Raw genomic sequence first — 23,891 nt, 5'->3', positions numbered from 1 at the left:
CAAATTTGTATTTTACCGTCGGATTTCTTTTAATCAGATAATCCTGACATAACTGATTGACCGAAACCGGTCGGTAAGTTTTGATGCCAGTTTATAGAGCAAACTTCATGCCAACTTTTTCTACGGAATTATAAACATTATATAAAATTAGGAAAAAAAGAATTCCCTGTTTGTGCAAACCCAATGGCCCGAAGAGGCAGAATGGGAAAAGTGATGCAGTGAATGCAACATTTATCAAAATATTGCAACACCATACATCACTTTTCCCACTTTAGCCCTATCCGCCCTCTTTGAGACCCTCTTTGAGACCATGTACCGCGGCTGTTTAAAAGCTGTCCTATACAGTTACATCTGGTATTTCTGCATTTTCCTCCATAAGGTTGACCGGTCCATGCCAAGAAGCCTGGCCGCCCTGGTGCGGTTGCCATTGCACTGTTCCAGGGCCTGCCGCAGCTTTTCCGGTTCGCTTACAGGCCCCCTGTCCGGCGTCCCTTCCCCGGCAGCCGCCATGAAGGCTGCACCTGACTCCGCAGCCATATCCAGATCCGGAGGATAAAGGGCATCCTGAAGGTTTTTCTTCGTAATGATGTCCCCGGTTTTCAGCACACCGGCCCGCTCTACCATATTCTTCAGCTCCCGGATATTACCAATGAATGGATATTGATGAAGAAGGGAAAGGGCGCCCGGCTCCAACCGCGGCAAAGGCGTCCTGGTCTCCCGGCACTGGGCCTGCAGAAGATGGAGGAACAGGAGCTCCACATCATTTTCCCGCTCCCTTAAAGGCGGCAGGAACAGACGCAGCACATCCAGACGGTACACCAGGTCCCGGCGGAACATTCCCTGGTCAGAGAGCTTTGATATACTCTTATTGGTTGCGGAAATAATGCGCACATTCACGTCAATCACCTTATTGTCGCCAATCCTGCGCACCTGGCGCTCCTGAAGCACACGCAGGAGCTTGCTCTGGATGGAAGTGGATATCTCGCCCACCTCATCCAGAAACAGGGTCCCGCCATGGGCCTGCTCAAAAAGCCCCATCTTCCCGCCTTTGCTGGTTCCGGTAAAGGCGCCTTCCACATAACCGAACAATTCGCTCTCCAGAAGGTTTTCCGGAAGGGCGGCACAGTTAATGGCCACAAACGGCCCATTTTTCCGGCTGCTGCTGTTATGTATGCTCTGGGCAAACAGTTCCTTGCCGGTCCCTGTTTCCCCCACAATGATCACATTGGAATCCGATGCAGCATACCGCCTGGCCGTCTCTATGGTCTGGTCAATGACCCGGCTCTGGTGGATGATATCCTGAAACGTATATTTTGCCTGGAATCCCCGCTCGCTGAGCTTGCGGCGTATCTGGCTTTCCAGGTTCTGGATCATTGTGATGTCGGACAGGAAGAACACCACCCCTGAAATTTCTTTGTTGGCAATGACTGGGGTGCAGCTGACAGACACCGTGACCCTGGTCCCGGGAATGGTAAGGATCCTGCCGCTCTCCTCCTGCCCGCTGGTAATCACACAACGGAACATTTTATACAGGTAGGGAAGGGCCTGCTTTAACGGGCGGTCCATCAGGCTGATATCCCCGTTCATCTGCCGGATGACCCGGTTGCGGACCTGGATGACCCCGGCTGCATCCACATAGAGCAGGCCGTCCTTGGAGGAATAAATGATGGTTTTATACATCTGGGAAATAATCCTCTGGTGGCGTATCTGGTCCACGGTATGGATTGCCTCATCCACTGCCTGGAGCACCGTGTCCTCGCCGGTCCGTATCACCACGGCCGGGAAATCCTTCTGGCGCGCCACGATATTGGCGGAATATCCCCCAATCAGCGCATCACAGCCAGCGGCAATGGCCTGGTCAAGCTTTGCCGGCAGTTCCTCATGGCGGACCGGCGCATGGACCTCCACATCGATTTTAAAAAAACGGCATATGTTCTTCACTTCATACATCTGACCGCCGAAACCAAGGACAGCTACCTTTTTTGGATGGTACATCTCGCAGCACTCAGAGATGGCCCTTACCATGTCATACCCGGATATGGACAGTCCGATGGTGGGGACCTGCTTGTATTTGGCCACTGTCTTCTGGGCCGTATATCCCCTGGCTATGATGGCATCATACTCATCTGCCGGGAAGTCGGGCGTATCCTCCACCGTCATTACCCGGATGTCTGCGTTAAGCCGCTTTTTCTCCGGGTGATGGGATATGACATGCTCTACCTTTTCTCTTAATTCAGGATACGGGACAATAAACAGAAGACGAATCATATATTACCTCCACCATGGGTTTATCAAAAGTGTTGCATCGATGTTGCATTTGCCTGATTATATAACAACCCAGGATTTAAAGTCAACCAAAAAACCATCGGATTCCAGCTCCGACAAGACAAAGACACGTATTTTTCCAATCCGCTGTGCCTGGCATGGAATTTGCTATATAATAACAGGGAAGTACCGTATCATATTTCAGAAAGACAGGTCAGAAGGAGGACTACAGATGGCGGTTTTAGGATGCATTGCCGATGATTTTACCGGAGCCAGCGATGCGGCTTCGTTCCTGGTAAAGGGAGGGATGAGTGTACGGCTTTATAACGGCATTCCGGATATACAGGCACAGGACAATGAAACAGGCAGACAGGAGGAAGAGGCCCAGGCCGTGGTAATCGCACTGAAATCCAGGACCCAGGAAACGGCCCGGGCCGTGGCCGACAGCCTTGCGGCGGCACGGTTCCTGATCAGCCAGGGAGTGAAACAGATTTATTTTAAATATTGCTCCACCTTTGATTCCACCCCCACAGGCAATATCGGGCCAGTGGCAGACGCCCTGATGGATTTTATGAAGGCACATTACACCATCCTTTGTCCCGCCCTTCCGGTCAATGGCCGGACAGTGGAGGACGGGCGGCTTATGGTGGACGGCATTCCCCTCCACCACAGCCACATGAAGAACCATCCGCTCACCCCCATGTGGGACAGCCGGATTGATAAGCTGATGGAACCACAAAGCCGTTATTCCTGCCGCTGCATGGGGGCGCGGGAACTGGATGATTTCGCAGCAGGGGTTGACTCCGGCAAAACCGGGGACAGATTGTCCGGGGGACCATTTTATATCATCCCGGATTACAGGAGCCAGGAGGACGGGGAAAGAATCGCATCCATGTTCGGTCATCTCCCCCTTCTTACAGGGGGCAGCGGCCTTTTGGAGCCCTTGGCCAGACAATGGACAGAAAAGCTTTCCTTCCAGGGAAGGATTCCGGATAACGCCACTGCTGGAATGGCCCTGCTCCTGGCAGGCAGCTGTTCCAAGGCCACCCTTTTACAGATTGCATGGTACCAGGGCCAGGGCGGCCCCTGCTACCAGCTGAACCCAAAGGAAATGCTGGAGGGCAGGCAGACCCTTGATGACGCATGGAGGTTTGTGGAGGAGCACGCAGGCGGAACCGCCGCCGTCCTTGTATACAGTTCCGACACCCCGGAAAAAGTAAGGGAATACCAGAAGCTGGGGGCGGAAAAGGTGGCTGCCGCACTGGAAGGCGCTGCCGCCGGGCTGGCTGTCCGCGCAGTAAAGGCCGGATATACCAGGATCATATCCGCAGGTGGAGAGACCTCCGGGGCAGTTACCAAAGGCCTGGGCTTTTCCTCCTACTGGATGGGCGGAAGCGTGGCTCCCGGGGTACCGATCATGGTACCGGCGGAAAGACCGGATATCCGCCTGATCCTTAAGAGCGGTAACTTTGGGCAGGAGGATTTCTTTGGACGCGCCCTGGCAATGACAGCAAAACCAAACACCCCGTCCCATAGGGCGGGTCAATAACCAAAAGGAGGAAACATGGAAGACTTACTATTAATAGAAAAACTGGAAGCAGCCGTATGGGCTGCCCACAGCCTGTTTGAACGCGGAAAGACCGCTGGTTCTTCCGCAAATATGAGTTTCAGGCACAATGACCTGGTTTATATCAGCGCCAGCGGTTCCTGTTTCGGCACCATGTGCAGGGAAGATTTCGCTGCAGTCAGGATGGACGGCACACCTGTATGGGACCAAAAGCCCAGCAAGGAGTGGCCCCTTCACCTGGCGCTCTATGGAAAATCCGCAGATATAGGGGCGGTCATCCACACCCACAGCACCTACTCCGTACTCTGGAGTTTTGTCCCTGCCCGGTCAGTGTCTGACTGCATACCGGACCACACACCTTATCTGAAAATGAAGCTGGGGACCGTGGGCCTGATTCCCTATGAAAAGCCTGGCTCCGAAGCCCTTTTCTCAGCATTCAGGGAACGGGTCGGTGACAGCAACGGATACCTGCTCAAAAACCACGGGCCGGTGGTACCGGGCAGATCCGTCATGGACGCTTTCTATTGTCTGGAAGAGCTGGAGGAAAGCGCGCGGATTGCCTGGGAACTGTACCGGGCCGGGCTTGGACAGGGCTGAGACAGTTCCCGGGACAGGGACTGCGGCCTTCCTGGGACAGGGACTGCGGCCTTCCTGGGACAGGGACTGTAGTCTTCCCGGGACAGGGACTGCGGTCTTCCCGGGACAAAGACTGCAGTCTTCTCTGCACAGAGACTGCAATCCATGATGGGGATTGGATATTACAGTAAATAAGGACTGGCGCAAAAAGACAGGCATCCTCCGGTTTTTTCCTCCGGCCCGCCAGTCTTTTTGCATCAGCCCCTTTATGGGTGTCCCTATTCCTGTCCTTCCGGCAGCGCCCCCTTGGCCTGTTCCTCCTCGTCTGCATGGCCGGCGCTCTCCTTGCTCTCCTTCAGTTCTTCCACAGAGTCCTTCAGTTCCTTACCCTGGCTTTCGGCCAGCTGGTCCGCCTGGTCCCTTAAGCCGGCAAGTTCCCTTTCCTTTCGTTCCAGGGCGCCCATTTCATTATCAATCATGTCCTTGACCGTAACGCCCTCCCCTTTGCTTGACAGCACATCCACATGAAGTTCCCCCATGCCAAGCTCGGCTTCCCTGACATGAATCTCTCCTTCCACACGGTCTTTCACCGAAGAAACCGTCTGCGCATGTTTAATGCCCTCAGACAGATTGGCCAGGTTGCTCAGATATTCTGTCTCAGCCTGTTCTTCCGTCCTGGCGGTATGGGACCTGCCTGACTTTTTCTTATCGTCCTGGCCAGCGGCCTCTTTGGCCTGCTGGGCATAGAGTCCTGCAATCTGCTTATCAATATCAGCCAGCTGCCTGCCGTAGTTTTTCAGCTGGTCCTTAATATCCTCCACCTTGCCGCCGTTTTTAAGCGTGTCCTCAATCAGGCTGTTTTTCCGGTCCATGATGGACTGTTTCTGCTTTGTCAGGTTGTCTATCATGCTCATCAGCTTCCCCTGGGGCGAAAGCGTCAGACGGTCCTTCCTGGCCCTGTTCCCCTGGCTTTCCCGGCTGCCGGCAGCCCCCCTTTTTGCAAAAGATGCATTGACCCTTGCAGCATTGATGACCGTATTGCGGGGCTGTCCCGCACTAAATTGAATCCTCATCCTGTATCCTCCCTCTTGGCCGATAGTAAATTTCTTTTTCTGTTACTTATATTATCGTACCATCAGGGAGGAAACTTTACGGTATTATAGGAATCCTTTCACCTGGCGGTAAATTCCTTCTGTATCTAGTCCGTAATAATGCAGCAGTTCTTCTGCCGGGCCGGACCGTCCATACACATCATTTATCCCGATACGCTTCACAGGTATCGGAAACAGTTCCGACAGCAGCTCTGATACAGCGCTTCCCAAGCCCCCAATCACAGAATGCTCTTCCAAAACCACAATCTTTCCTGTTTTTCCGGCCGCCTTGAGAATGATTTCACTATCCAGCGGCTTAATGGTATGGATATCGATTACACCCGCATGAATCCCGTCTGCCTCCAGGTACTTTACTGCCTCCAGTGCCTTTGCAACCATCAGGCCGGTAGCGACCAGGGTGACGTCCTCCCCCTCTGACAGCTGGATTCCTTTTCCAATCTCAAACTTATAATCCGGGTCAGAATGGATGACCGGCACAGGAAGCCTGCCAAACCGCAGATATACCGGTCCGTCATACATAGCAGCGGCACGGACTGCCGCCCTTGCCTCCACGTCATCGGCCGGATTGATTATCACCATGCCTGGAACCGTGCGCATTAATGCCACGTCTTCATTACATTGATGGGTAGCGCCGTCCTCTCCCACCGATATCCCTGCATGGGTTGCCCCTATTTTTACATTTAGATGAGGATATCCAACAGAATTACGTATCTGTTCATATGCCCTTCCTGCTGCAAACATAGCAAAACTGCTGATAAAAGGTATCATACCGGCTGTGGCAAGTCCTGCTGCAATTCCAACCATATTAGCTTCTGCAATGCCACAGTCAATGTGCCGATCAGGATACGCCTTTTTAAAGTAAGCCGTCCTGGTAGCCCCTGCCAGGTCTGCATCCAGGACCACAATCCTGTTATCTTCCTTTCCCAGTTCGACCAGGGTATTACCGTAGCTCTCCCTTGTAGCGGTCATTTTTACTCCCTGCATAATCCTGCCTCCAATTCCTCCAATTCCTTCATTGCCATCCGGTATTCCGCTTCATTGGGCGCTTTCCCATGCCATCCTGCCTGATGTTCCATAAAAGAAATGCCTTTTCCTTTTATGGTCTTCATGATAACGGCACTGGGCTTTCCCTTTATCTGCCTTGCCTCCAAAAAAGCACTTCTAAGTGCTGAAAAATCATGGCCGTCCACGCATATGGCATGAAACCCAAAGGACTGGAATTTATCCGCAATCGGATAAGGGTTGCAGACATCTTCAATCCTTCCATCAATCTGTAGTCCGTTATTATCCACAATCACGACCATATTATCCAGTTTTCTGAAAGCGGCAAACATGGCTGCTTCCCATACCTGTCCCTCCTGAATCTCACCATCCCCCACCAGCACATAGGTGCGGTAATCCCTTTTCTGCATTTTAGCTGCAAGAGCCATTCCCACTGCTGCAGATATCCCCTGTCCAAGGGAGCCTGTAGACATATCAATTCCCGGGGTATGCTTCATATCCGGATGTCCCTGCAGATAAGACCCAATGTGCCGGAGTGTCCTTAGGTCCTTCCTGGGAATATATCCCACTTCCGCCAGAACGGAATACAGACCAGGCGCCGTATGTCCTTTTGACAGCACGAATCGGTCCCTGTCCGCACTGTCGGCCAATGTCGGCGACACATTCATTTCCTCAAAATAAAGATATGTAAATAAATCAGCAGCTGAAAGCGAACCCCCCGGATGTCCTGAACCAGCCCCATAGATTGCTTCAAGCGCACCTTGGCGCACTTTTACTGCTTTCTTCCTAAGTTCCGTATCCTTCATTTTTCCCTCCAAAAAATAAGCGGCTGAATGAATCAATCCCTTTCATCCAGCCGCCTGCCATTATATTCTGCAATCATCCACTAGCGGAATAACTCCATTGAAAATAAATCCGCACAATGCAGATTATATGCATCTGCCTTAACTTCTGCCGGCCCGCCTTCGGCTACGACTTCCACAGTTCCCTTTGTAATGGCCTGAGGCAGCACGGATGTCAGGCATGTGCCGTCATCGAGGAACATCTCTATAACCGTCCTGTCCAGGAATATGGTCAGTTCATGTTCATCCTTTTTCTTCAAAGGAGCCTTTTTAGTACCGGCGCTTACAAAATCACTTCCTATCCTGATTTCCCCTGCCGGTCCCGGAGGCAGGATGAGTCTGACGGCGCTGCCTGGCCTGACCCAAAGCTTAATTTCTGCGGTGCCTTCCCTGATATCGAAAAGCTTTTGGCTCTTATCTCCCGTCACCACACCGGAAAATGCAGTATGATCATTCCTAAGGGATTCAAGTTCTTTTACCGGACCCTGCCACAGATGACCGTCCCGGGAAACAGAAAGCTGCCTCGGAAGGGATACGCACCCATTCCATCCTTTTGTATTGCAAAAGCCCTCTACTGCCCCCCACATGATTTTGCGTTCCCTGTCATCCTCAAGTACATTTGTTGCATAGAAATTTGTGCTAAAATCAACCATTCCACTGGATTCCACAGTAAACTGTGCATGTTCAAAATCCATATTCCCCACATAATATTCAACTGCGCCATGAGGGGATACCAGTATGACCCATTTATCCTGTATCTTCACAAGATTAGGACACTCACAGCTAGGGACCTCCCGGTTTTCCAAACTGAAAATGACACCTTTATAGGACCATTTCGTATATTCAGGATTCTGTGCTTCATATAAGGCAATGACTGCATCATTCTTTTCTTTCCCAACGCGTCTGGCTCCCAGAATCAGATAGCCTTTCCCATCATGCTTCACGACAAAGGGGTCCCTCCACTCTGTAAGCCGTTCATCCCCATGCAGATCATAATCCAATATAGGATTATCCTCAGCCGGTTTCCATTTTATCAAGTCATCGTCCCCAAACCACAGCCACTGGTCCGCCGTGTCCTCCGGCCGCTTGTCAAGACCGACACTGGTATAGACAGCAATTGGGGTTCCATTCTCATTTAACGCGGTTGTCCCAAACCAGATAAAATGCTCTCCCTTTTCAAGGACAGGGTAAAGGGCTATGGGCAGATGCTCCCAGTGCACCATATCCTTGCTGCGCGCATGCCCCCAAACCGTGATTCCGCCGGTCCAGTCCTCATGCCCAGGGTCCCACACCCGGTGGGCAGTCTTGTATACCATCCCTGCGCGATGCTTTGATGTATTGGGATTCAAGCTGTACATCATATGGTAGTACCCTTTATGATAAATAATACCGTTCGGGTCATCCATCCATTGGGACGGGGAATGGAAATGATACCTTGGCCTCATTGGATCTTTGTCAGCAATTTCCGCTGCAGCTTCAATATCACTGACCCCGTTTTTTAACAGTTCTTCTAATTGTTCCCGTGTCTCGAGCATCATACATCCTCCTAACCTTTAATACCAGACATTGCAATTCCTTCCACAAACAGGTCCTGCATGCACAGGAAAAGTATCAGTGCCGGGAGCAGGCTCAACGTACAGGTTGCCATCAGGACCGGCCAATTTGTTGAGTAGGTCCCCTGCATCAGGTAGATTCCCAATGTCAGCGTATTCTTCTTACTGTCACTTAAATAAATCAAAGGCTTTAAAAAGTCATTCCATGTAGCAATAAATATAAAAATAGATAGTGTTGCAACGGATGGTTTTGAAAGGGGAAGATATATCTTAGTGAAAATTCCCCAGGGTGTACACCCATCAATCTTGGCAGATTCTGCCAGTTCAATGGGAAGGTCCCCAAAAAACTGTCTCATCAGGAATACGCCAAAAGGAAGTGTAAGGACCGGCCAGATTAGCGACCACAGGGAGTTCAGCAGATTCATATTCTTCAGCAGTTCAAAAGTAGGAACCAGCATGACATGGAATGGAATCATCATGGAAATCAGATAAAACAAAAACAATATGTTCTTTCCCCTGAACTTCAGGCAGGCAAATGCATATCCCGCCATGGTACTTGTAATCAGTTCAGTCACCAATACCCCAATGGTCACCAGAAGGGTATTGGAAAACATGGGAAGGAAATCAAACCGCTGCAGTACCTCCACATAATTGGACCATTTTATGAATGAGCCAAAAAACTTGGGAGGATACACGAATACATCGCTTAAATCCTTAAAGGAAGTGGATACCATCCAGAAAAACGGAAGAAGCATCAGTGCTGAACCAGCCAACAGGATAACCATTGAAAAGGTCTTTACAAGCCGTTCTTTTGTTTTCTTTTTCATACCGCACCCCCTAACCGTCACTTCGCCCATTAACCACGAACATGATTAATGTGAGTATGAATATAATGGCAGCCAGTACCCATCCAAGGGCACAGGCATACCCCATGTTATAAAATTTGAATGCATTTTGGTAGATGTAATGTACAAGGACGGATGAATGTCTGGCTGGTCCGCCTCCTGTCATGATGACAACCTGGTCAAATACCTGAAAGGAGTTAATGATTGTAATAATCGTTACAAACAATGTAGTGGGTTTTAACAGCGGTACGGTTATGTACCTGAACTTCTGTAAGATGGTTATCTTCTCCAATTCCGCCACCTCATAATAATCCCCCGGTATATTCTGCAGCCCTGCCAGGAACAGCATCATATTATATCCCACATTTTTCCAAATGCTTGTAAACATGACCGCCGGAAGTGCATACGACTTATCCGTCAGCCAGTTAGGGCCGGGAATCCCCAGCAACCCCAGAATGTAGTTAACCATCCCAAAGTCCGCATTGAACATCCACTGCCAGATTAATGAAACCGATACCGTGGAGGCAATGACCGGAACAAAGTAGGCTGCCCTGAAAAACCGGATTCCTTTTATCTTCTGATTAAGTGCAACCGCCAGTACCAGCGGAACTATAATCAGGACAGGAACCGTAACTGCTGTATAGGCAAGGGTATTCTGCAGAACCCTTAAAAACTTTGTATCCGAAACCATCTTAACATAGTTTCCAGCACCTATGAAGTTAGCCTTATGCACAAAATCCCAATCCGTAAAACTCAGATATAATGATTTAAACAGCGGATAGATTGTGAATATCACCAGCCCAATCAGGCTGGGCAGCAGGAATATGCCTGCCCAGAAGGCATCATTGTACACAACTTTCTTTCGTCCCTTACCCATTGTACCCTCCACGTCCTGTCCTGTAAGTCAACTTGAAATCAAACTTTCTATTCTTCCAGAAGTGCATTTACCTCTTCCTGCCACTCCGGAAGTATGGAGTCCAAATCGCCGTCATTATAGAAATAATCCTCCATATAAACGGTACATGTATCATAAATCTCGTCCGTATTGCGCAGATGGTCAAATGGCCTCAGGGACGCCTCTGTCCACAGCCATGTCATATCCAGCCACCCTTGCGGATATACTTCAGGGTTATACCATTTATCCTGGTTCTCTTCCTTGTAAAGTGAAACCCGGTTAGGCATCCAAAGCCCTGTCTTATAAACATCTGAGCATACATCAACACTTGTCAGGTACTGCACCAGTTCAAATGCCTCTTCCGGATGCTTTGTATCCTTCCAGATACAGTCAAGGTTAGCTGAGCCGATTGGTTTTGTTCCTTCTGCCATCTTGGGAGGAAGTCCTGCACCAAGATTGATTCCTGATTGCGACAGTTCCTGGAGCGCATAAGAGCCTACAAAAATGGAGGCAACCTGTCCTGTCATGAACATCTGGGTCGGTGAATGGCTTGTGTCAACACCAACCGCCGTTGGGTTGGGGGCAACACCGTACACGGTCCTGAGTTCCTTAATTTTAGTCAGGGTGTCCCTGGTTGCTTCCGAATCAATCCCTACTGCCTGTGTATAATCATCATTAAACCATTTAGCGCCATTGGACCCTAACAGTTCCAGCGTTGTGTATAGGGAGAATTTTTCCTCAAAATTGCTGGTGCCGTACTGTACGGTCTTGCCATCTTCCACCTTAGTAAGTTTCTTCATGTTTTCCACAAACTCATCCCAGGTCCATTGATCTTCCTTCTTGGTAGGAATGTATTCCACTCCTGCTTCGTCAAACAAATCCTTATTATAGAAAATGACCGGTCCTACAATACAGCAGTCAACGCCATAAATATGCGTATCCCCATCCTCTCCCACATACTGCATTTTCTCAAGGGATGAGGGCAGATAATCCGATACATCCACACCCTTCTTATCCATAAGGTCCGTCAGGTCCATCAGCTGGTCACGGTCCACAAAGTCCCTCATATATTCCGGATTCACCCAGAATACATCCGGGGCATCACCGGCATTAATCTGTGTATTAAGCTTGGCATGATGCTCACTAAAGGAATTTACCGTATATTCCACGGATACATTGGGATGAGAATCCTCAAATCCGTCAATCGCGCGCTGGATGGCCTGACGTTCCAGGTCGCTGGCTTCCCATGTGGCAAATTTAAGGGTAATGTCCCCTCCTTCCTTAACCTCTGCTGCCGGTGATTCCTGTCCGGTTGTCTGAACCGTGCTGTCCGGCGCCCCGGTTGTCTTTTCCTCTGCCTTCTGGCCACACCCTGCCAGAAGGGACTGGCACATACAGATACTTAATACTGCTGCAACTAATTTCTTTCTCATAAATACCTCCTTAATACATTCCATTGTTTTTGCTATAAAAACAATCTCCCTTAAGGCGCTTACTCTCCCATACCATTCTCCACCGGCTCCAGGACCCTGCCGAAATCTCCCCCTGTGGCAAGGAACCGCTCCAATATAAAAGTAGCTGCTCCAATGGAAGCCATATTGCTGCTTCCTTTGCCAATAACGATTTCAAACTCATTGTCAATATATCCGGCATAGCGTTCATTCAGCGCCTGCTCAAACAGGCTCATGAATACATCCCCGGTCCTGCAGACCTTACCTTCAAATATAATCAGCTGGGGATCCATCAGGTTAATGACGCTGGAAACAGCCATTCCAAGATATTCCGCTGCATCCTTTAACACCTTAAGCGCCTGTCTGTCATTATTCCTGGCCGCTTCAAATACAGTATATACATCTATTTTTTCCACATCCCCAAAAACCAGGTCATAAATCAATGAATTATGGTCCCTCTGTATCATTTGCTTTGCATTCCTTGCTATGGCATTGCCGGAAGCATAAAGTTCCAGACATCCATGATTTCCGCAATTACAGGAAAAACCGTCCTTTTCCACTACCATATGGCCCAGCCTTCCTGAGGATTTGTTATTTCCATAATACAGGTTCCCATTCATTACAATGGCAGAACCGATACCTGAACTGATATTGACATACAGGAAATTCTTCACATTCTGTGCCCTGCCAATCCGCATCTCGGCAGATGCCATGGCACGGGTACGCTCTTCAATGACAATCCCGCCATCAAAATGTTTCCGGAATATTTCCTTCATCCTCACATCACGCCAGTTAAGTTCCGGCGAATAGGATATATATCCCTGTTTAGGATCAATCAGACCCGGTATGCCCATTCCAATGCCAAGAATCCTTCCTTCCTTGTCACTATTATGTTCCAGGATTGTATTTATTTCCTTTATGACCCGCTGGGTGACCGAGTCAACTGTATCTGTTACCCGTATATCCTGAATCCTTTTTTCTTCTATTTCCAGTAAAAGATTCACAAGAACAACTTCGGTCCAGGACTCATTGATGTCAACCCCGATAATGTAATATGCCGATTTACTGAACTCCAGCATCACAGGCGGTTTTCCTCCGCTTGAGACCCCTTTGCCAACTTCCTTTACCAGACCCCTGGCAGACAAATCATCTATGATTTTCATGACAGTAGGTATGGAGAGACTGGTACATCTTGCAATTTCAGCGCGATAGATTGATGGTTCTTTCCATAACAGATTGAGTACATTTACTTTATTGGTAAAATTGATTAAACTGTTGTCACCCTTTTGCATATGTATCCTTCTCTTTCCTCAAAAGGATTACATATCTCCCTGCATCTGTTCAATATGACGTCCTAATGATAGATATTTTTTATATAGAATATCATATTTCCCAAACATTTTCACATCAGGTGTGTAAATTCTTTCAAAACCTTCCACCATATGCTCCTGGGCTTCCAGTAAATCTGTATAAATGCCTGCTGCGGCAGCCGCGTACATGGCAGCGCCCTGGGCACAGGCCTGTTCGGACCTTGCCACTTTAATGGGCCTTTTCAACACATCAGCCATCATCTGCATCACCAGCGGGGAACGCTTGGCTATGCCGCCCACCGTTATCACCTCGTTAATCTTAATGCCCCGGGTGATGAATGAATCAAAAATACGTCTGGAACCAAATACAGTTGATAGGACAATGGCCCGGAACAATGACACTGCACTTGTCCCCAAGGTCAGCCCGCTGACCGCGCCCTTGACCGACTCATTAATCATGGGGTAGCGCCTGCCATTAAACCAATCCAGTACAATCAGGTCTTCGTCATCATCCAATTCCATGGCATCCTGGCAAAGCTTATTAATCAGTTCCTTCTGCATCATGGCTATGTATTGTTCCTTTTCCTTACCTGCCATCCCCATCTGGCACGCCAGTTCCTTTACCGGCCACATCAAAAGCCTGCGATACCATGAGTAAATATCGCCAAAAGCCGCCTGTCCTGCCTCCATCCCTATATACCCAGGGATAATGGAATCCTCAGCCTGCCCGCAGCAGTCCTTTAGGTCACTGCCCCGCAGGTCTTCCCTTGTGTTTACCAGCATGTCCACAGTAGAGGTCCCCACTACCTTGACCAGGATGCCCGGCTTGATTCCGGCGCCAACTGCTCCGGCATGGGCATCCAGGGAACTTCCGCCAATGACCACATCCTCATTCAGTCCTAACCGTCCGGCCCACTCCTTTGTTATTTTTCCCACCGGGTGTACCGAGGTCCTTGGCTCTGAAACATACCGCTTAATCACGGTCCCTAGATAGGGATCCACATTTCCCAGGCACTTTGCTGACGGAAGCCCGTCAAAATCACTGTGCCACAATGCCTTATGTCCTGCTGCGCAGCTGCACCTGTACATGGTGTCCGGTTCCATCTGACCGGTCAACATCCCGGGAATCCAGTCACAGTGTTCCACCCAGGAATAAGCCCTTTTCCTTACTTTTGCATCCGTCCTCACTCCATGCAGGATTTTTGCCCAATACCACTCTGAAGAGTATGTTCCCTGAAACCTAGTATAATCCTCCCCTTCAAAGTTACTAAGCGCTTCATTGATTTCTGCTGCTTCTGCAATTGCAGTGTGGTCCTTCCAAAGATAAAACATCGCATTGGGATTATCTGAAAATTCCGGAAGTAATGCCAGAGGTATCCCGTTCCCGTCAACCGGACATGGGGTAGAACCTGTCGTATCAACGGACAAGGCCCTTATTTTTTTCCCTGCATCCGGTCCCGCATCTTCCAGCGCTTCCCTCACACTTTGTTCCAATGCCTCTATATAATCCTTTGGATGCTGTCTGAACATTCCTCTGGAGGAATCACAGTACCTTCCTTCCATCCACCTGGGATATTCACAGATACCCTCCCCTTCCTTATGTCCATCCTTTGCATCAATCACAACTGCCCTGGCAGAGTCACTTCCGAAATCCACCCCTATTACCAAGTCCAAATTACCATCCCCCTTTACCTTATATTCAGAAGCTTTTCGGACTAACTTAATCCCCTTAAGTAACTCATATCTATTATTTACCACACTCTTTGTGCAAAGTCAATATTTTTTCAAAATTTCTACATATTTTTTATAAATTTTCACCTTTTTTTGTTCTTACCAATATCTTCCTTCGTTAAATCATACGAATCCATCACAAAATCCATCCTTATTTTGTTAAGAGGGTTAAGAAAGAAAAAATAAGCCTATAAAAAAACCGGCAGCAGGGATTCGGTTGCATTTAAACCAATCCCTGCTGCCAGCCTTCCTCACTTCATATGCCGGTCCGCAAAATCCATGAAACAATTCCAGTCATACTCATCCATATCATGGTTCCCGGTCTTATGGTGGTGCCCAATCCTGCCTTCATGCAGCGGATGCTCCGGCATGGGCTTTTCCCGCCAGGCCATCCCTGTCACGCCAAGAAGCCGGTAGACCGGATCTGCCTGTACACAGGATTCAAACTGGCCTTCCGGATCCGCCCAGCTGTCAAATGTTTTGGAGGTGGTATATACCAGCCTGGGGGCAATGAGGGCCAGCAGCATGTGCTGGTCAAAAGGAAGCGCTTCCTCATTGTCCTTATATTTCTGATAATTAGGACAGAACCAATAGGGGAACCGGTTAACAATGTCCTTTATCCGCTCTCCCCTGGACCCCCGTGCAATGGCGTCCCCGCTGTTTCCTGCGCAGCTGCTCACAGCCATGGCAAAACGCTGGTCCACCGCCGTACACCACAGGGCTGTCTTCCCGCCCCTGGAGTGCCCCACCACGGCCACCCTCTTCTCATCAATCAAAGGGTCTGTTTCAAAATAATCCATAATCCGGCTGGCAGCCCAGGCCCACACGGTTATGGCTCCCCAGGCATCGCCAGGCCGGTCCTCCCTGTATTCCGGGAACAGCTTGTGGAAACAGGTGCTAAATCCCTCGTCGTAATCCGGTGCAACCTCCTGGGTACGGAAGGCCGCGCAGGCATATCCTCTGGATATGATTGTCTCAGCCGGATAGAACGGGCTGAGGAAATGCCTGGCAGGATCGCTGTCCCTGATTCCCCGGTTGCAGATTGTTATGAATGCCGGTACCGGCCGGCTTTGTCCCACCGGGATGAACACGACAAAGTTAAAACTGAAATGTTTTCCTCCCCGGATGGCCTCCACTTCCACTGTCCGGCGCAGGGCCCGGCCCTCCATAATCTCCATTCCCTGCCTGGAATCCGCCACCCGGATTTTTATTTCCACATCCTTCATGTCAGGCAGACGTCCATACTCCTGACTCCGGAACAGTTCCAGGATTTCCGGCCTGCGTTTTTCATACCATATCCTGCTGTCACTCACATCCGTACCGTCCAGACAGGTGAGGACCGGCGGCACATTCCTTTTATTCTCCGGCATCTGAATCATTGTTCCTGGCCTCCTTTTTTACATTGAATTTTATATCGCTGGGCGCGTAGCCAAACTGCTTTTTAAAAACCTGGAAAAAATACGCGTAATCACTGTACCCAAGCATGCGGGCCACTTCATTGACCCTGTTCTTGGGGTTCCTTAACAGGATACGGGCATTTTCCATTTTCAACATGGTGACATAGGAGGAAAAACCTGCTCCTGTCTCCTTTTTGAAACATTTACTGAAGTGTGACATGGAAACCAGCAGCTCGTCGCACACATCACTAAGCGAGATATTGCGGTGGATATTCCGGTCCACATAGCTGATTGCCCGGGATACCATGGATGAGTAACCCGGCAGGCCGGAGCGGATTGCGTAAAGCCGGGCCTCCAGGCTGTCCATCCGGGCGGGCATGGACTCCGCCTCTTTTTTGCGCAGGGTGTCTGCCACATGTATAAGCGCCTGTTCCATCTCTTCCGTCATAATGGGCTTTAAAAGGTAATCGCATACCCCGTAACGTATGGCCTGCTGGGCATATTCAAACTGGCTGTAACCGGAAATGATGATGAACTGGACATCCTTCCTGGCGCCCTTTATTTTCTTTATCACATCCAGCCCGTTAAAGCCAGGCATCTGTATATCAATTATCACAATATCCGGCGCCGCATCGTGGATCAGCTCCAGTCCGGCAATCCCGTCGTATGCGGTACCGGCCACGCGGCAGCCGCATTTTTCCCAGTCCGTGGATTTGGAAATTGCCTCCACTGCTATCTTATTGTCGTCTATGATTACCACTGAATACATTCTTCATCCCTCCCTTTCCTGCCTCAGGATGTGCTGCCGGCAAAACCCGGTCATGATCCGCACTTCAGCGGCAGCGTAAGCCTGACTTCCGTATATTCGTGGTGTTCCGACCGGATGGAAAGCCCATATTCTTTTCCATAAAGCATCTGGATGCGGTCCTGCACATTCCGTATCCCTATATGTCTGGACTCACCCATTCCGTCCATCAGCTGTTTCAGCTTTTCAGGTGCGATTCCCCCGCCGTCATCCCATACAGAGATGACCAGGCAGCCTCCTTGCTCCCGGACCCGGATCCGGATGGTACAGGTCCCAATCATGGGTTCCATGCCATGGACCAGGGAGTTTTCAACAATGGGCTGCAATATGTAGGTAGGTATCCCCACATCCAGGAAGCGTTCATCCACATCCCATTCAATATTCAGCCTGTCAGGGTATATATCCTTATACAGCTCCAGATAGTTTTGGGAATATTCCAGTTCTTCCCTGAGCTGGCAGGAAACATTCCTCCGCTCCAGGTTTCCCCGGAAGAACTTGGACAGCATGCATATCAGCCTGCTGACCTGACTGTCCCCGTTAATCTGCGCAATCCCGTTAATGGACTGAAGGATATTAAACAGGAAATGGGGGTTGACCTGGGACTGGAGTTCATGATAGCGGAATTCCAGCAGCTGGTACTGGTTCTGCTGCTGTATCTCCTTATCGCGCACGACCTGGTCCATCAATGCCTTAATCCTGCCTGACATTTCCTGGATATTGAATGCAAGCACATCCATCTCATCCCCTTTGCGGAACAATGTGGGTTCCAGGTCAAAGTCGCCCTTGGATACCCGGTGTATGTTTTCCAGGAGTATTTTCAGGTTTTTTGCCATGTTCCCGAACATCAGCCACAGGGAAATGATGATTACCAGGAACACAAGCAACCCGATTCCCGATATAAGATATAAAAGGTCTGAGAACCGTTTATTCTTTTCCGCCATGTCTATGACATGGGCAATCTTAAGCTTCCCCCTGTTAATGGGGTATTCAGCGTAAAGAGAACCGCGCCGGTGTCCCCGGGAGGGCTGCCCTTCACTGCATGGTTCATTCCCTGATTGGGTTCCCTGCCCATAGGAGGAATCCGTGGAATATATGGGAACCCCATTCCTGTCATAGAGGGTAAAGCTTCCCACTTTGCTGCTGTCAATGTGCTCAAATATGGCTTTCAGGGATTTGTTTTTCACCTCCGCCACAATGTATCCGCAAAACTTCATGGTATTGGTGTCAAAAAGGCTGCGCATCAGCACAATCCCATCCTCATTGGCGCTTGTAAGCCATACAATGTTGCCGGGCCTGTCCGAAAGGTTTTCCTTGTTATCCATGTATAGGGAAAGAAGTTCGATGCTCCCCGGCACAGTGCCCTTAGGCCGGGAATCACGGTAGGCCATATAAACCTCGTTCCTCCTGTCAATCACCGCAATCCAGTTGATGTCATCATTCATGCTCAGCATTTCTTCCAGATGGTTCCGGATCCTCAGGCGCTGGAAAGGGATTTCCTTTCCCTTATCCTCCTCCCTCACCCCGCTGAGCAGAGAGCCGAACCGTTCATTGGTGGCTGTCAGCGGCACTGTCTTCTCCGCCAGCTCCTTTAAGGTAATATCCACGTTCTGGCAGATCTGCCCTGTCAGCGTATCCGAGTGGTATGTCAGCTCTTCCTCAAACCGGCTGCAGCTGGCTTTATAAATCCACAAAAGGGCAATGAAGAACGTGATACCCAGCAAAAGGGTGACCACAATCATTTTACAATATAATGTCTTCCTGAAATGTATCCTGTTCCCCGGCTGTTCCATCCCCCGTACCTCCGCCTTCGCGGGAACACCTGTCATGTCCCGCTCCTTTTTTTCCCAAATATAACAACTGGCCTTAATCATGTCAATGCGTGCGGGGGCTTTTATACAGGTATGCTCATCCTTTCACTGCCCCGGAAGTAATGCCGCCGATGATATATTTCTGCAGGCTCAGGTACAGGATCAGGATAGGAATCATGGACAGGATGAACAAGGCAAATGCCAGCCCCAGTTCAATACTGTTCTCGCCAAAAAAGAAATACTGGGTCAGGGGCACATTGCGGACCGCTTTCTTCTGAAGCAGGGTCAGGGACATCTGGAAATCATTCCACACATTCAGGGTGTTAAGTACCACGGATGTGAGGATGATGGGTTTCATCAGCGGGAACACGATCCTGAAAAATACGGAATACAGGCCGGCCCCGTCAATGGCCGCAGCCTCCTCCAGTTCCCTGGGAATACTCTTAACAAATCCCGACACCAGCAGCACTGTAAATGCAATCTGGAACCCTATCTTGGCCATGATGAACCCATGAAGCGTATTGAGCAGCCCCCATTTCGTCATATCAATGTACAGAGGCGTCATGATGGACTGGAAGGGAATGATCATGGCTCCCACAAAAATATAATAAATGGCATTGTATAACCGGTTATTCTTTCTTGCAATCATATACGCCGACATGGTGCAGATCAATGTGATGGCCAGCACGGCCGCCACCGTGGTCACAAGGCTGTTTTTCATGGCCAGCCCGAAGCCCGAGGTCTCAACGGCCCTTGTAAAATTGTCCCAGTGGATGATCTTGGGAAATGCCAGCCTGTTGCTTACCATCTCCGGCTTGGACTTTACCGAATAAATGACTGCAATATAAAACGGACTAATCACAAATAAGGTAACAGCCAGCTTAAACACCAGGAACAGTCTGTCTTTTACGGTCTGTTTCATTATATTTCCACCTCCCTGGCCCTCAAAGTCCTGGACACAATGGTACTCACGGCAAATATGGCAATGGTGAACACCACTGCAATGGCCTGGCCGTAGCCGGCCCGGAAATAGGTAAACAGATTATTATAAATCAGCATGGCCACTGTCTCCGAAGCCCGGCCCGGGCCGCCTGCCGTTGCCGCCATGGGATAATCAAACACCTTCATGCCCCAGGCAAGGAGCAAGGTAAAGTTGGTAGTGACTGCCGGGGCAATCATGGGAAATGTTATATCTTTAAATTTCTGCCAGCGTGTGGCGCCTTCCAAATCAGCTGCCTCATAGTAATCCGAAGACACGCCCTGTATGGCCGCAATGTACACCACCATGCAGTAACCGGCATCCCTCCACACGGATATCACGGCCAGGCCAAACATGACCCAGGTGGTGCTTCCCAGAGGGCTGGGCACTCCGAATATATCATAAAATACATCGCTGTACACATATCTCCATATGTAGGACGACAGTACCAGGCTGAGACAGTAGGGTACAAAGATGCAGGTCCTGAGCACATTATTAAGCTTTGATACCCTGGAAATCATCAGGGCGAACATAAGGCCCAGAAGATTGGAGCCTATCATGGTCACTGCTGTAAATACCAGGGTATTCTTTGTGGCATTGATTACATTTGCATCCTTAAAGATCCTCAGATAATTACTCATACCCACAAATGTCTTATCCGGGCTCATGCCATCCCATTTTGTAAACGATATGGGAAAGCCCTGTAAAAATGGATAGGCCACAAAAATGGAAAACATGATTAGGGCCGGCAATATGAATGTAAATTCCTGAAACCTTTTTTTCGTTTTATGGTTCATTCTCTCCTCCATTTCACTATGTGCACTCCCGGCGTCTCCCCTGCCCCCATCTTTGGGGCCGGAATCCGGGAGTCCACCGTCCATCAGGGAGGCCCGGCAACCGGACCTCCCTGACCTTCCGTACCGGTATGTCACCTTGTCATGGACAATCCACCGGTTTTTATGAAGTTGAAAAACTATTGCCGGATGGACCCTATCTCATCATCAATGTCTTTAAGCAGCTTTGTCACATCCCTCTGGCTGTCATCCAGTGTGACAAACTCCTGCAGCTTGGTGCGGAATGCAGTGGAGTACTCCGAGGTATAATCCGGAACCAGGCTCTTTGACACAATCATGTCATTGTCAATATAGGTCTTTATTTCCTTGATGAATGCATCGGCATCATCGGTTGGCACCGTGATGTTGCTGGTCATCAGCTTGGCAGTGCCCATCCATGTCTTGGAGCATTCCTCACCGGCAAAGAAATTAAGAAGTGTCATGACCTCGTCCTTGTGCTCGGTCTGCTGGGAAACAATAAACACGTCATCAATGCCGATCCAAAGCTTGTTTTGCTCCGGATCATCCGACCATGGCGTGGGGAACATACCGAAGTCCCCGTCCGGGGCAGCGGCAATCACATCCCCCATCAGCCATCCGCCGTTCATATACATGGGCCTCTGGCCTGCCGCAAAGTTCTGGATACCCTGGGTCTGGTCAACCGCCGTATCCCCGGCATCCTTATAGGAGGCAAACTTTGAGAACATCTCCATGGCTTCCACAACCACCGGGTTGCCGGATAAATCCTTTACGCCGTTCTGGGAATCCATCCATACATTTTCATTGCCCGTGCCCGCCGCCATGCTGGTAAAGAAGGAATCCAGTTCATGGAACACGCCGTGTATGAAGTTATAGGGATGGATCATGGGATAAATTCCCTTGTCCATGAACGTATCACATACCTTGAAGAAGTCGTCCTTGGTCTTGGGCACCTCCACCCCTGCCTCATCAAACATTTTCTTATTGTAAAAGGTTGCCTTTACCTGGGCATCAATGGGAAAACCATATACGCCGCCGTTCACCGTACACTCATCCACCAGCATGGGCAGCACATTGGTCATGCACGCTTCATCCTTAAGGTCCATGAAGTATCCGCCGTCCACAAACTCCTGCATGGTCTGTGGTTTTCCGAACATGATGTCCGGCGCCTCCCCGGCAGCAATATAGTTTTTATAGGTTGCAATATAGGATGAGGATGCAACCACTTCCACATCCACATGGATTTCAGGATGGGCCTCGTTAAATGCAGCCAGCATGGCATCCAGCGCGTCCCTCTTGGCCTGCTCGCCCATATAGTGTACCAGACGGATGGTAACCGGTTCCCCTGAACTTTCTGTTTCCCCCTTATCCCCATCTGCCTTGGCTTCCTCACCGGATGCAGCTTCCTGGGCCGTTGTGTCCGGCGCTGCCGCGGTCCGGCTGCCGCCTCCCGATGAACAGCCTGCTGCTGATGCTGCCATGAATGCAGCTAACGCCAGGGCCGATGTGCGTTTTACAAAATTTTTCCTCATCATACATCCTCCTCTTATCTGTAAATGGTTATAACAGAATTTTAGCAGACCAGGGCATTTACTTATATACGAATTTTTAGCTGTATTATTATATTTCTTGTTATTTTTTGACATAAATAGTGTATTATGCACAAATTATTACAAGATTTCTTATTTTAGGGTTTCTTCTATTGCCGTTTTTCCTTCATACGGATTTAAAAAAGGCTGCCCGGGAACGGGCAGCGCAGTCTGTCTTATTGAACCAAAATATCTTATTGGACCAAAATATCTTTTTTAACCAACCTATCTTAATTAACCAAAATTTCCATACCGTCCAATTCAAATCCCATACTCCTCATATCCCTGCTCACAAGGATTCCCCTTACAGAAATAAATCTTCCCCTGGGTCAGGTTCACCACCATGGAGAATACGGTCCCCATCCGTTTCCCCTTTGGCGCAGCCAAATCCTCGTGCCTGCAGATACTGGACGGATATTCCACGTGATCCCTGAGCACTTCCATGATATCCTTTTCCGAGATATCCCTGCCTTTCTTCCTCAGAAGCTTATCCGCCCTTCCCAGCCTTACAAAGGTATCCGGGAACTTCTGCTTGGACGTGTCCTTCCTGGGCAGGATAGGAAGGCGGGGACTGACAAAATGGTTGGTGTGGACCAGGATTCCGTCCCTTGGATATAACACATCAAAATCCCCGTTCTCTATCTCAATATCAGCGCACTCCCCGTTTTTGTGGCCAATCATAAAGTTGGCACAGCACCCCAGCGGGAACCTGGTGGCGGCGCCAATGGCCTCTGCCAGCGAACCGCAATCCAGGATTCCCCTCATGGCCAGGTGGAGCGGCAGCCCCTTTGGCGCCTGGTTGGTGGACAGGGCATTCAGGTACAGGCAGATTCCCGCGCTGTTAAAGCCGGTCTTGCCGATAATCCCTGCCTCAGTCACCATGAAGATATCCGGTTTCCCGTTCTTCTGCCTGATTTTCATCATGACCATGGACGCCCTCTGGCTGGTCTTCCAGTCCCAGTTATGGGCCAGGAAGGCATCGCCGCCCGCCCCGGCATCACTGCTGATTCCAATGGACGTACATCCGCCGTCTGCCTTATCCATCTCATTGCCCACGAATACCAGTTCACTCCGGCAGTTAAGGGCAAGGATATCCTCAAAGGAAAACCCGGAACCGGCTGCAACGCCTTTTATTTCCTCCAGATAATCCGGATTGTACTCATGAATGATATCCACGAACCGGGTGGAAAGTTCCTTTGCCCTCTCCCATTCCAAATCCGAATAATCCTTAAACATTTCCCGGTAGCATTGAATGGTCCCTGCTATCTTTTCCTTAAAAACCCCGCCGTGCTTATATCCGATTTCATAGGGTGTCCCCTCTATTTCTAACAATGGGAAATTCTCCATGTCCC

19 protein-coding genes are annotated in these 23,891 nt (G+C 49.6%); 2 read left to right on the top strand and 17 right to left on the bottom strand.

The window, feature by feature from the left end; all coding sequences use genetic code 11:
• Positions 1-345 precede the first annotated feature (345 nt).
• Positions 346-2,268 carry a sigma 54-interacting transcriptional regulator gene (locus DWX59_RS15685; RefSeq protein ID WP_117560158.1) on the bottom strand — a complete coding sequence of 641 codons (1,923 nt, stop codon included), beginning with the start codon at positions 2,266-2,268 and terminating at the stop codon, positions 346-348.
• A 229-nt stretch (positions 2,269-2,497) separates the two neighbouring features.
• On the opposite strand from DWX59_RS15685, the gene otnK reads away from it, so the two are divergent.
• Together otnK and DWX59_RS29355 are read left to right on the top strand one after the other, a co-directional pair.
• Positions 2,498-3,814 carry a 3-oxo-tetronate kinase gene (gene otnK, locus DWX59_RS15680; RefSeq protein ID WP_235845075.1) on the top strand — a complete coding sequence of 439 codons (1,317 nt, stop codon included), beginning with the start codon at positions 2,498-2,500 and terminating at the stop codon, positions 3,812-3,814.
• A 15-nt stretch (positions 3,815-3,829) separates the two neighbouring features.
• Positions 3,830-4,429 carry a class II aldolase/adducin family protein gene (locus DWX59_RS29355; RefSeq protein WP_235845074.1) on the top strand — a complete coding sequence of 200 codons (600 nt, stop codon included), beginning with the start codon at positions 3,830-3,832 and terminating at the stop codon, positions 4,427-4,429.
• A gap of 257 nt (positions 4,430-4,686) precedes the next feature.
• On the opposite strand, the gene DWX59_RS15675 is transcribed toward DWX59_RS29355, so the two are convergent.
• The 16 genes from DWX59_RS15675 to DWX59_RS15600 form a co-directional block, all read right to left on the bottom strand.
• A complete protein-coding gene (locus DWX59_RS15675; RefSeq protein ID WP_117560157.1) occupies positions 4,687-5,481 on the bottom strand; it encodes a hypothetical protein in 795 nt (264 codons plus the stop codon).
• Positions 5,482-5,565: 84 nt separating this feature from the next.
• Positions 5,566-6,504, bottom strand: coding sequence for a transketolase family protein (locus tag DWX59_RS15670; protein ID WP_117560156.1), 939 nt, complete (start codon positions 6,502-6,504; stop codon positions 5,566-5,568).
• The gene (locus DWX59_RS15665) at positions 6,492-7,328 is read right to left on the bottom strand and encodes a transketolase (RefSeq protein WP_117560155.1); all 837 of its coding nucleotides are present in this window, start codon (positions 7,326-7,328) and stop codon (positions 6,492-6,494) included. The genes DWX59_RS15670 and DWX59_RS15665 overlap by 13 nt, the downstream gene beginning before the upstream one ends.
• Before the next feature lie 80 nt (positions 7,329-7,408).
• On the bottom strand, positions 7,409-8,902 hold the full coding sequence (locus tag DWX59_RS15660) for a glycoside hydrolase family 32 protein (RefSeq protein WP_117560154.1): 1,494 nt from the start codon (positions 8,900-8,902) through the stop codon (positions 7,409-7,411).
• Between the two features lie 8 nt (positions 8,903-8,910).
• A complete protein-coding gene (locus DWX59_RS15655; protein WP_117560153.1) occupies positions 8,911-9,744 on the bottom strand; it encodes a carbohydrate ABC transporter permease in 834 nt (277 codons plus the stop codon).
• Between the two features lie 10 nt (positions 9,745-9,754).
• Positions 9,755-10,639 carry a carbohydrate ABC transporter permease gene (locus DWX59_RS15650; RefSeq protein WP_117560152.1) on the bottom strand — a complete coding sequence of 295 codons (885 nt, stop codon included), beginning with the start codon at positions 10,637-10,639 and terminating at the stop codon, positions 9,755-9,757.
• Positions 10,640-10,686: 47 nt separating this feature from the next.
• Complete coding sequence (locus tag DWX59_RS15645; RefSeq protein ID WP_166460240.1) at positions 10,687-12,090, bottom strand: ABC transporter substrate-binding protein; 1,404 nt, start codon at positions 12,088-12,090, stop codon at positions 10,687-10,689.
• 59 nt (positions 12,091-12,149) lie between these two features.
• Positions 12,150-13,271: an ROK family protein gene (locus tag DWX59_RS15640; protein WP_166460239.1), complete on the bottom strand. Its 1,122-nt coding sequence runs from the start codon at positions 13,269-13,271 to the stop codon at positions 12,150-12,152.
• A 156-nt stretch (positions 13,272-13,427) separates the two neighbouring features.
• Complete coding sequence (locus DWX59_RS15635; RefSeq protein WP_117560149.1) at positions 13,428-15,092, bottom strand: ribulokinase; 1,665 nt, start codon at positions 15,090-15,092, stop codon at positions 13,428-13,430.
• 308 nt (positions 15,093-15,400) lie between these two features.
• Positions 15,401-16,528: a glucuronyl esterase domain-containing protein gene (locus tag DWX59_RS15630; RefSeq protein ID WP_117560148.1), complete on the bottom strand. Its 1,128-nt coding sequence runs from the start codon at positions 16,526-16,528 to the stop codon at positions 15,401-15,403.
• Entirely contained in the window at positions 16,506-17,315 is an 810-nt protein-coding gene (locus tag DWX59_RS15625) for a response regulator transcription factor (protein ID WP_117560147.1), read from the bottom strand. The genes DWX59_RS15630 and DWX59_RS15625 overlap by 23 nt, the downstream gene beginning before the upstream one ends.
• A gap of 50 nt (positions 17,316-17,365) precedes the next feature.
• Positions 17,366-19,177, bottom strand: coding sequence for a cache domain-containing sensor histidine kinase (locus tag DWX59_RS15620; RefSeq protein ID WP_235845073.1), 1,812 nt, complete (start codon positions 19,175-19,177; stop codon positions 17,366-17,368).
• Between the two features lie 79 nt (positions 19,178-19,256).
• Positions 19,257-20,081 (bottom strand): carbohydrate ABC transporter permease, encoded by an 825-nt coding sequence (locus DWX59_RS15615; protein ID WP_117560146.1) that lies wholly within the window; start codon positions 20,079-20,081, stop codon positions 19,257-19,259.
• A complete protein-coding gene (locus DWX59_RS15610) occupies positions 20,081-20,935 on the bottom strand; it encodes a carbohydrate ABC transporter permease (protein WP_235845072.1) in 855 nt (284 codons plus the stop codon). Before DWX59_RS15610 ends, DWX59_RS15615 begins: the two co-directional genes overlap by 1 nt.
• Positions 20,936-21,111: 176 nt before the next feature.
• Complete coding sequence (locus DWX59_RS15605) at positions 21,112-22,485, bottom strand: ABC transporter substrate-binding protein (protein ID WP_227116715.1); 1,374 nt, start codon at positions 22,483-22,485, stop codon at positions 21,112-21,114.
• A 315-nt stretch (positions 22,486-22,800) separates the two neighbouring features.
• A complete protein-coding gene (locus DWX59_RS15600; RefSeq protein WP_117560144.1) occupies positions 22,801-23,886 on the bottom strand; it encodes a C45 family autoproteolytic acyltransferase/hydrolase in 1,086 nt (361 codons plus the stop codon).
• Positions 23,887-23,891 lie beyond the last annotated feature (5 nt).

The sequence above is a fragment of the Enterocloster aldenensis genome (assembly GCF_003434055.1).
Taxonomy (GTDB): domain Bacteria; phylum Bacillota; class Clostridia; order Lachnospirales; family Lachnospiraceae; genus Enterocloster; species Enterocloster aldenensis.
This window is presented reverse-complemented; position numbering and strand designations above follow the sequence as displayed.

What these genes read in the sequence shown, in the direction of transcription:
- DWX59_RS15625 (WP_117560147.1), bottom strand. Translation starts at nt 17,315, where the DNA reads ATGTATTCAGTGGTAATCATAGACGACAATAAGATAGCAGTGGAGGCA.
- DWX59_RS15610 (WP_235845072.1), bottom strand. Translation starts at nt 20,935, where the DNA reads ATGAACCATAAAACGAAAAAAAGGTTTCAGGAATTTACATTCATATTG.
- DWX59_RS15620 (WP_235845073.1), bottom strand. Translation starts at nt 19,177, where the DNA reads ATGACAGGTGTTCCCGCGAAGGCGGAGGTACGGGGGATGGAACAGCCG.
- DWX59_RS15605 (WP_227116715.1), bottom strand. Translation starts at nt 22,485, where the DNA reads ATGATGAGGAAAAATTTTGTAAAACGCACATCGGCCCTGGCGTTAGCT.
- DWX59_RS29355 (WP_235845074.1), top strand. Translation starts at nt 3,830, where the DNA reads ATGGAAGACTTACTATTAATAGAAAAACTGGAAGCAGCCGTATGGGCT.
- DWX59_RS15665 (WP_117560155.1), bottom strand. Translation starts at nt 7,328, where the DNA reads ATGAAGGATACGGAACTTAGGAAGAAAGCAGTAAAAGTGCGCCAAGGT.
- DWX59_RS15650 (WP_117560152.1), bottom strand. Translation starts at nt 10,639, where the DNA reads ATGGGTAAGGGACGAAAGAAAGTTGTGTACAATGATGCCTTCTGGGCA.
- DWX59_RS15685 (WP_117560158.1), bottom strand. Translation starts at nt 2,268, where the DNA reads ATGATTCGTCTTCTGTTTATTGTCCCGTATCCTGAATTAAGAGAAAAG.
- DWX59_RS15600 (WP_117560144.1), bottom strand. Translation starts at nt 23,886, where the DNA reads ATGGAGAATTTCCCATTGTTAGAAATAGAGGGGACACCCTATGAAATC.
- DWX59_RS15645 (WP_166460240.1), bottom strand. Translation starts at nt 12,090, where the DNA reads ATGAGAAAGAAATTAGTTGCAGCAGTATTAAGTATCTGTATGTGCCAG.
- DWX59_RS15630 (WP_117560148.1), bottom strand. Translation starts at nt 16,528, where the DNA reads ATGATTCAGATGCCGGAGAATAAAAGGAATGTGCCGCCGGTCCTCACC.
- DWX59_RS15670 (WP_117560156.1), bottom strand. Translation starts at nt 6,504, where the DNA reads ATGCAGGGAGTAAAAATGACCGCTACAAGGGAGAGCTACGGTAATACC.
- DWX59_RS15655 (WP_117560153.1), bottom strand. Translation starts at nt 9,744, where the DNA reads ATGAAAAAGAAAACAAAAGAACGGCTTGTAAAGACCTTTTCAATGGTT.
- DWX59_RS15660 (WP_117560154.1), bottom strand. Translation starts at nt 8,902, where the DNA reads ATGATGCTCGAGACACGGGAACAATTAGAAGAACTGTTAAAAAACGGG.
- DWX59_RS15615 (WP_117560146.1), bottom strand. Translation starts at nt 20,081, where the DNA reads ATGAAACAGACCGTAAAAGACAGACTGTTCCTGGTGTTTAAGCTGGCT.
- DWX59_RS15675 (WP_117560157.1), bottom strand. Translation starts at nt 5,481, where the DNA reads ATGAGGATTCAATTTAGTGCGGGACAGCCCCGCAATACGGTCATCAAT.
- DWX59_RS15640 (WP_166460239.1), bottom strand. Translation starts at nt 13,271, where the DNA reads ATGAAAATCATAGATGATTTGTCTGCCAGGGGTCTGGTAAAGGAAGTT.
- otnK (WP_235845075.1), top strand. Translation starts at nt 2,498, where the DNA reads ATGGCGGTTTTAGGATGCATTGCCGATGATTTTACCGGAGCCAGCGAT.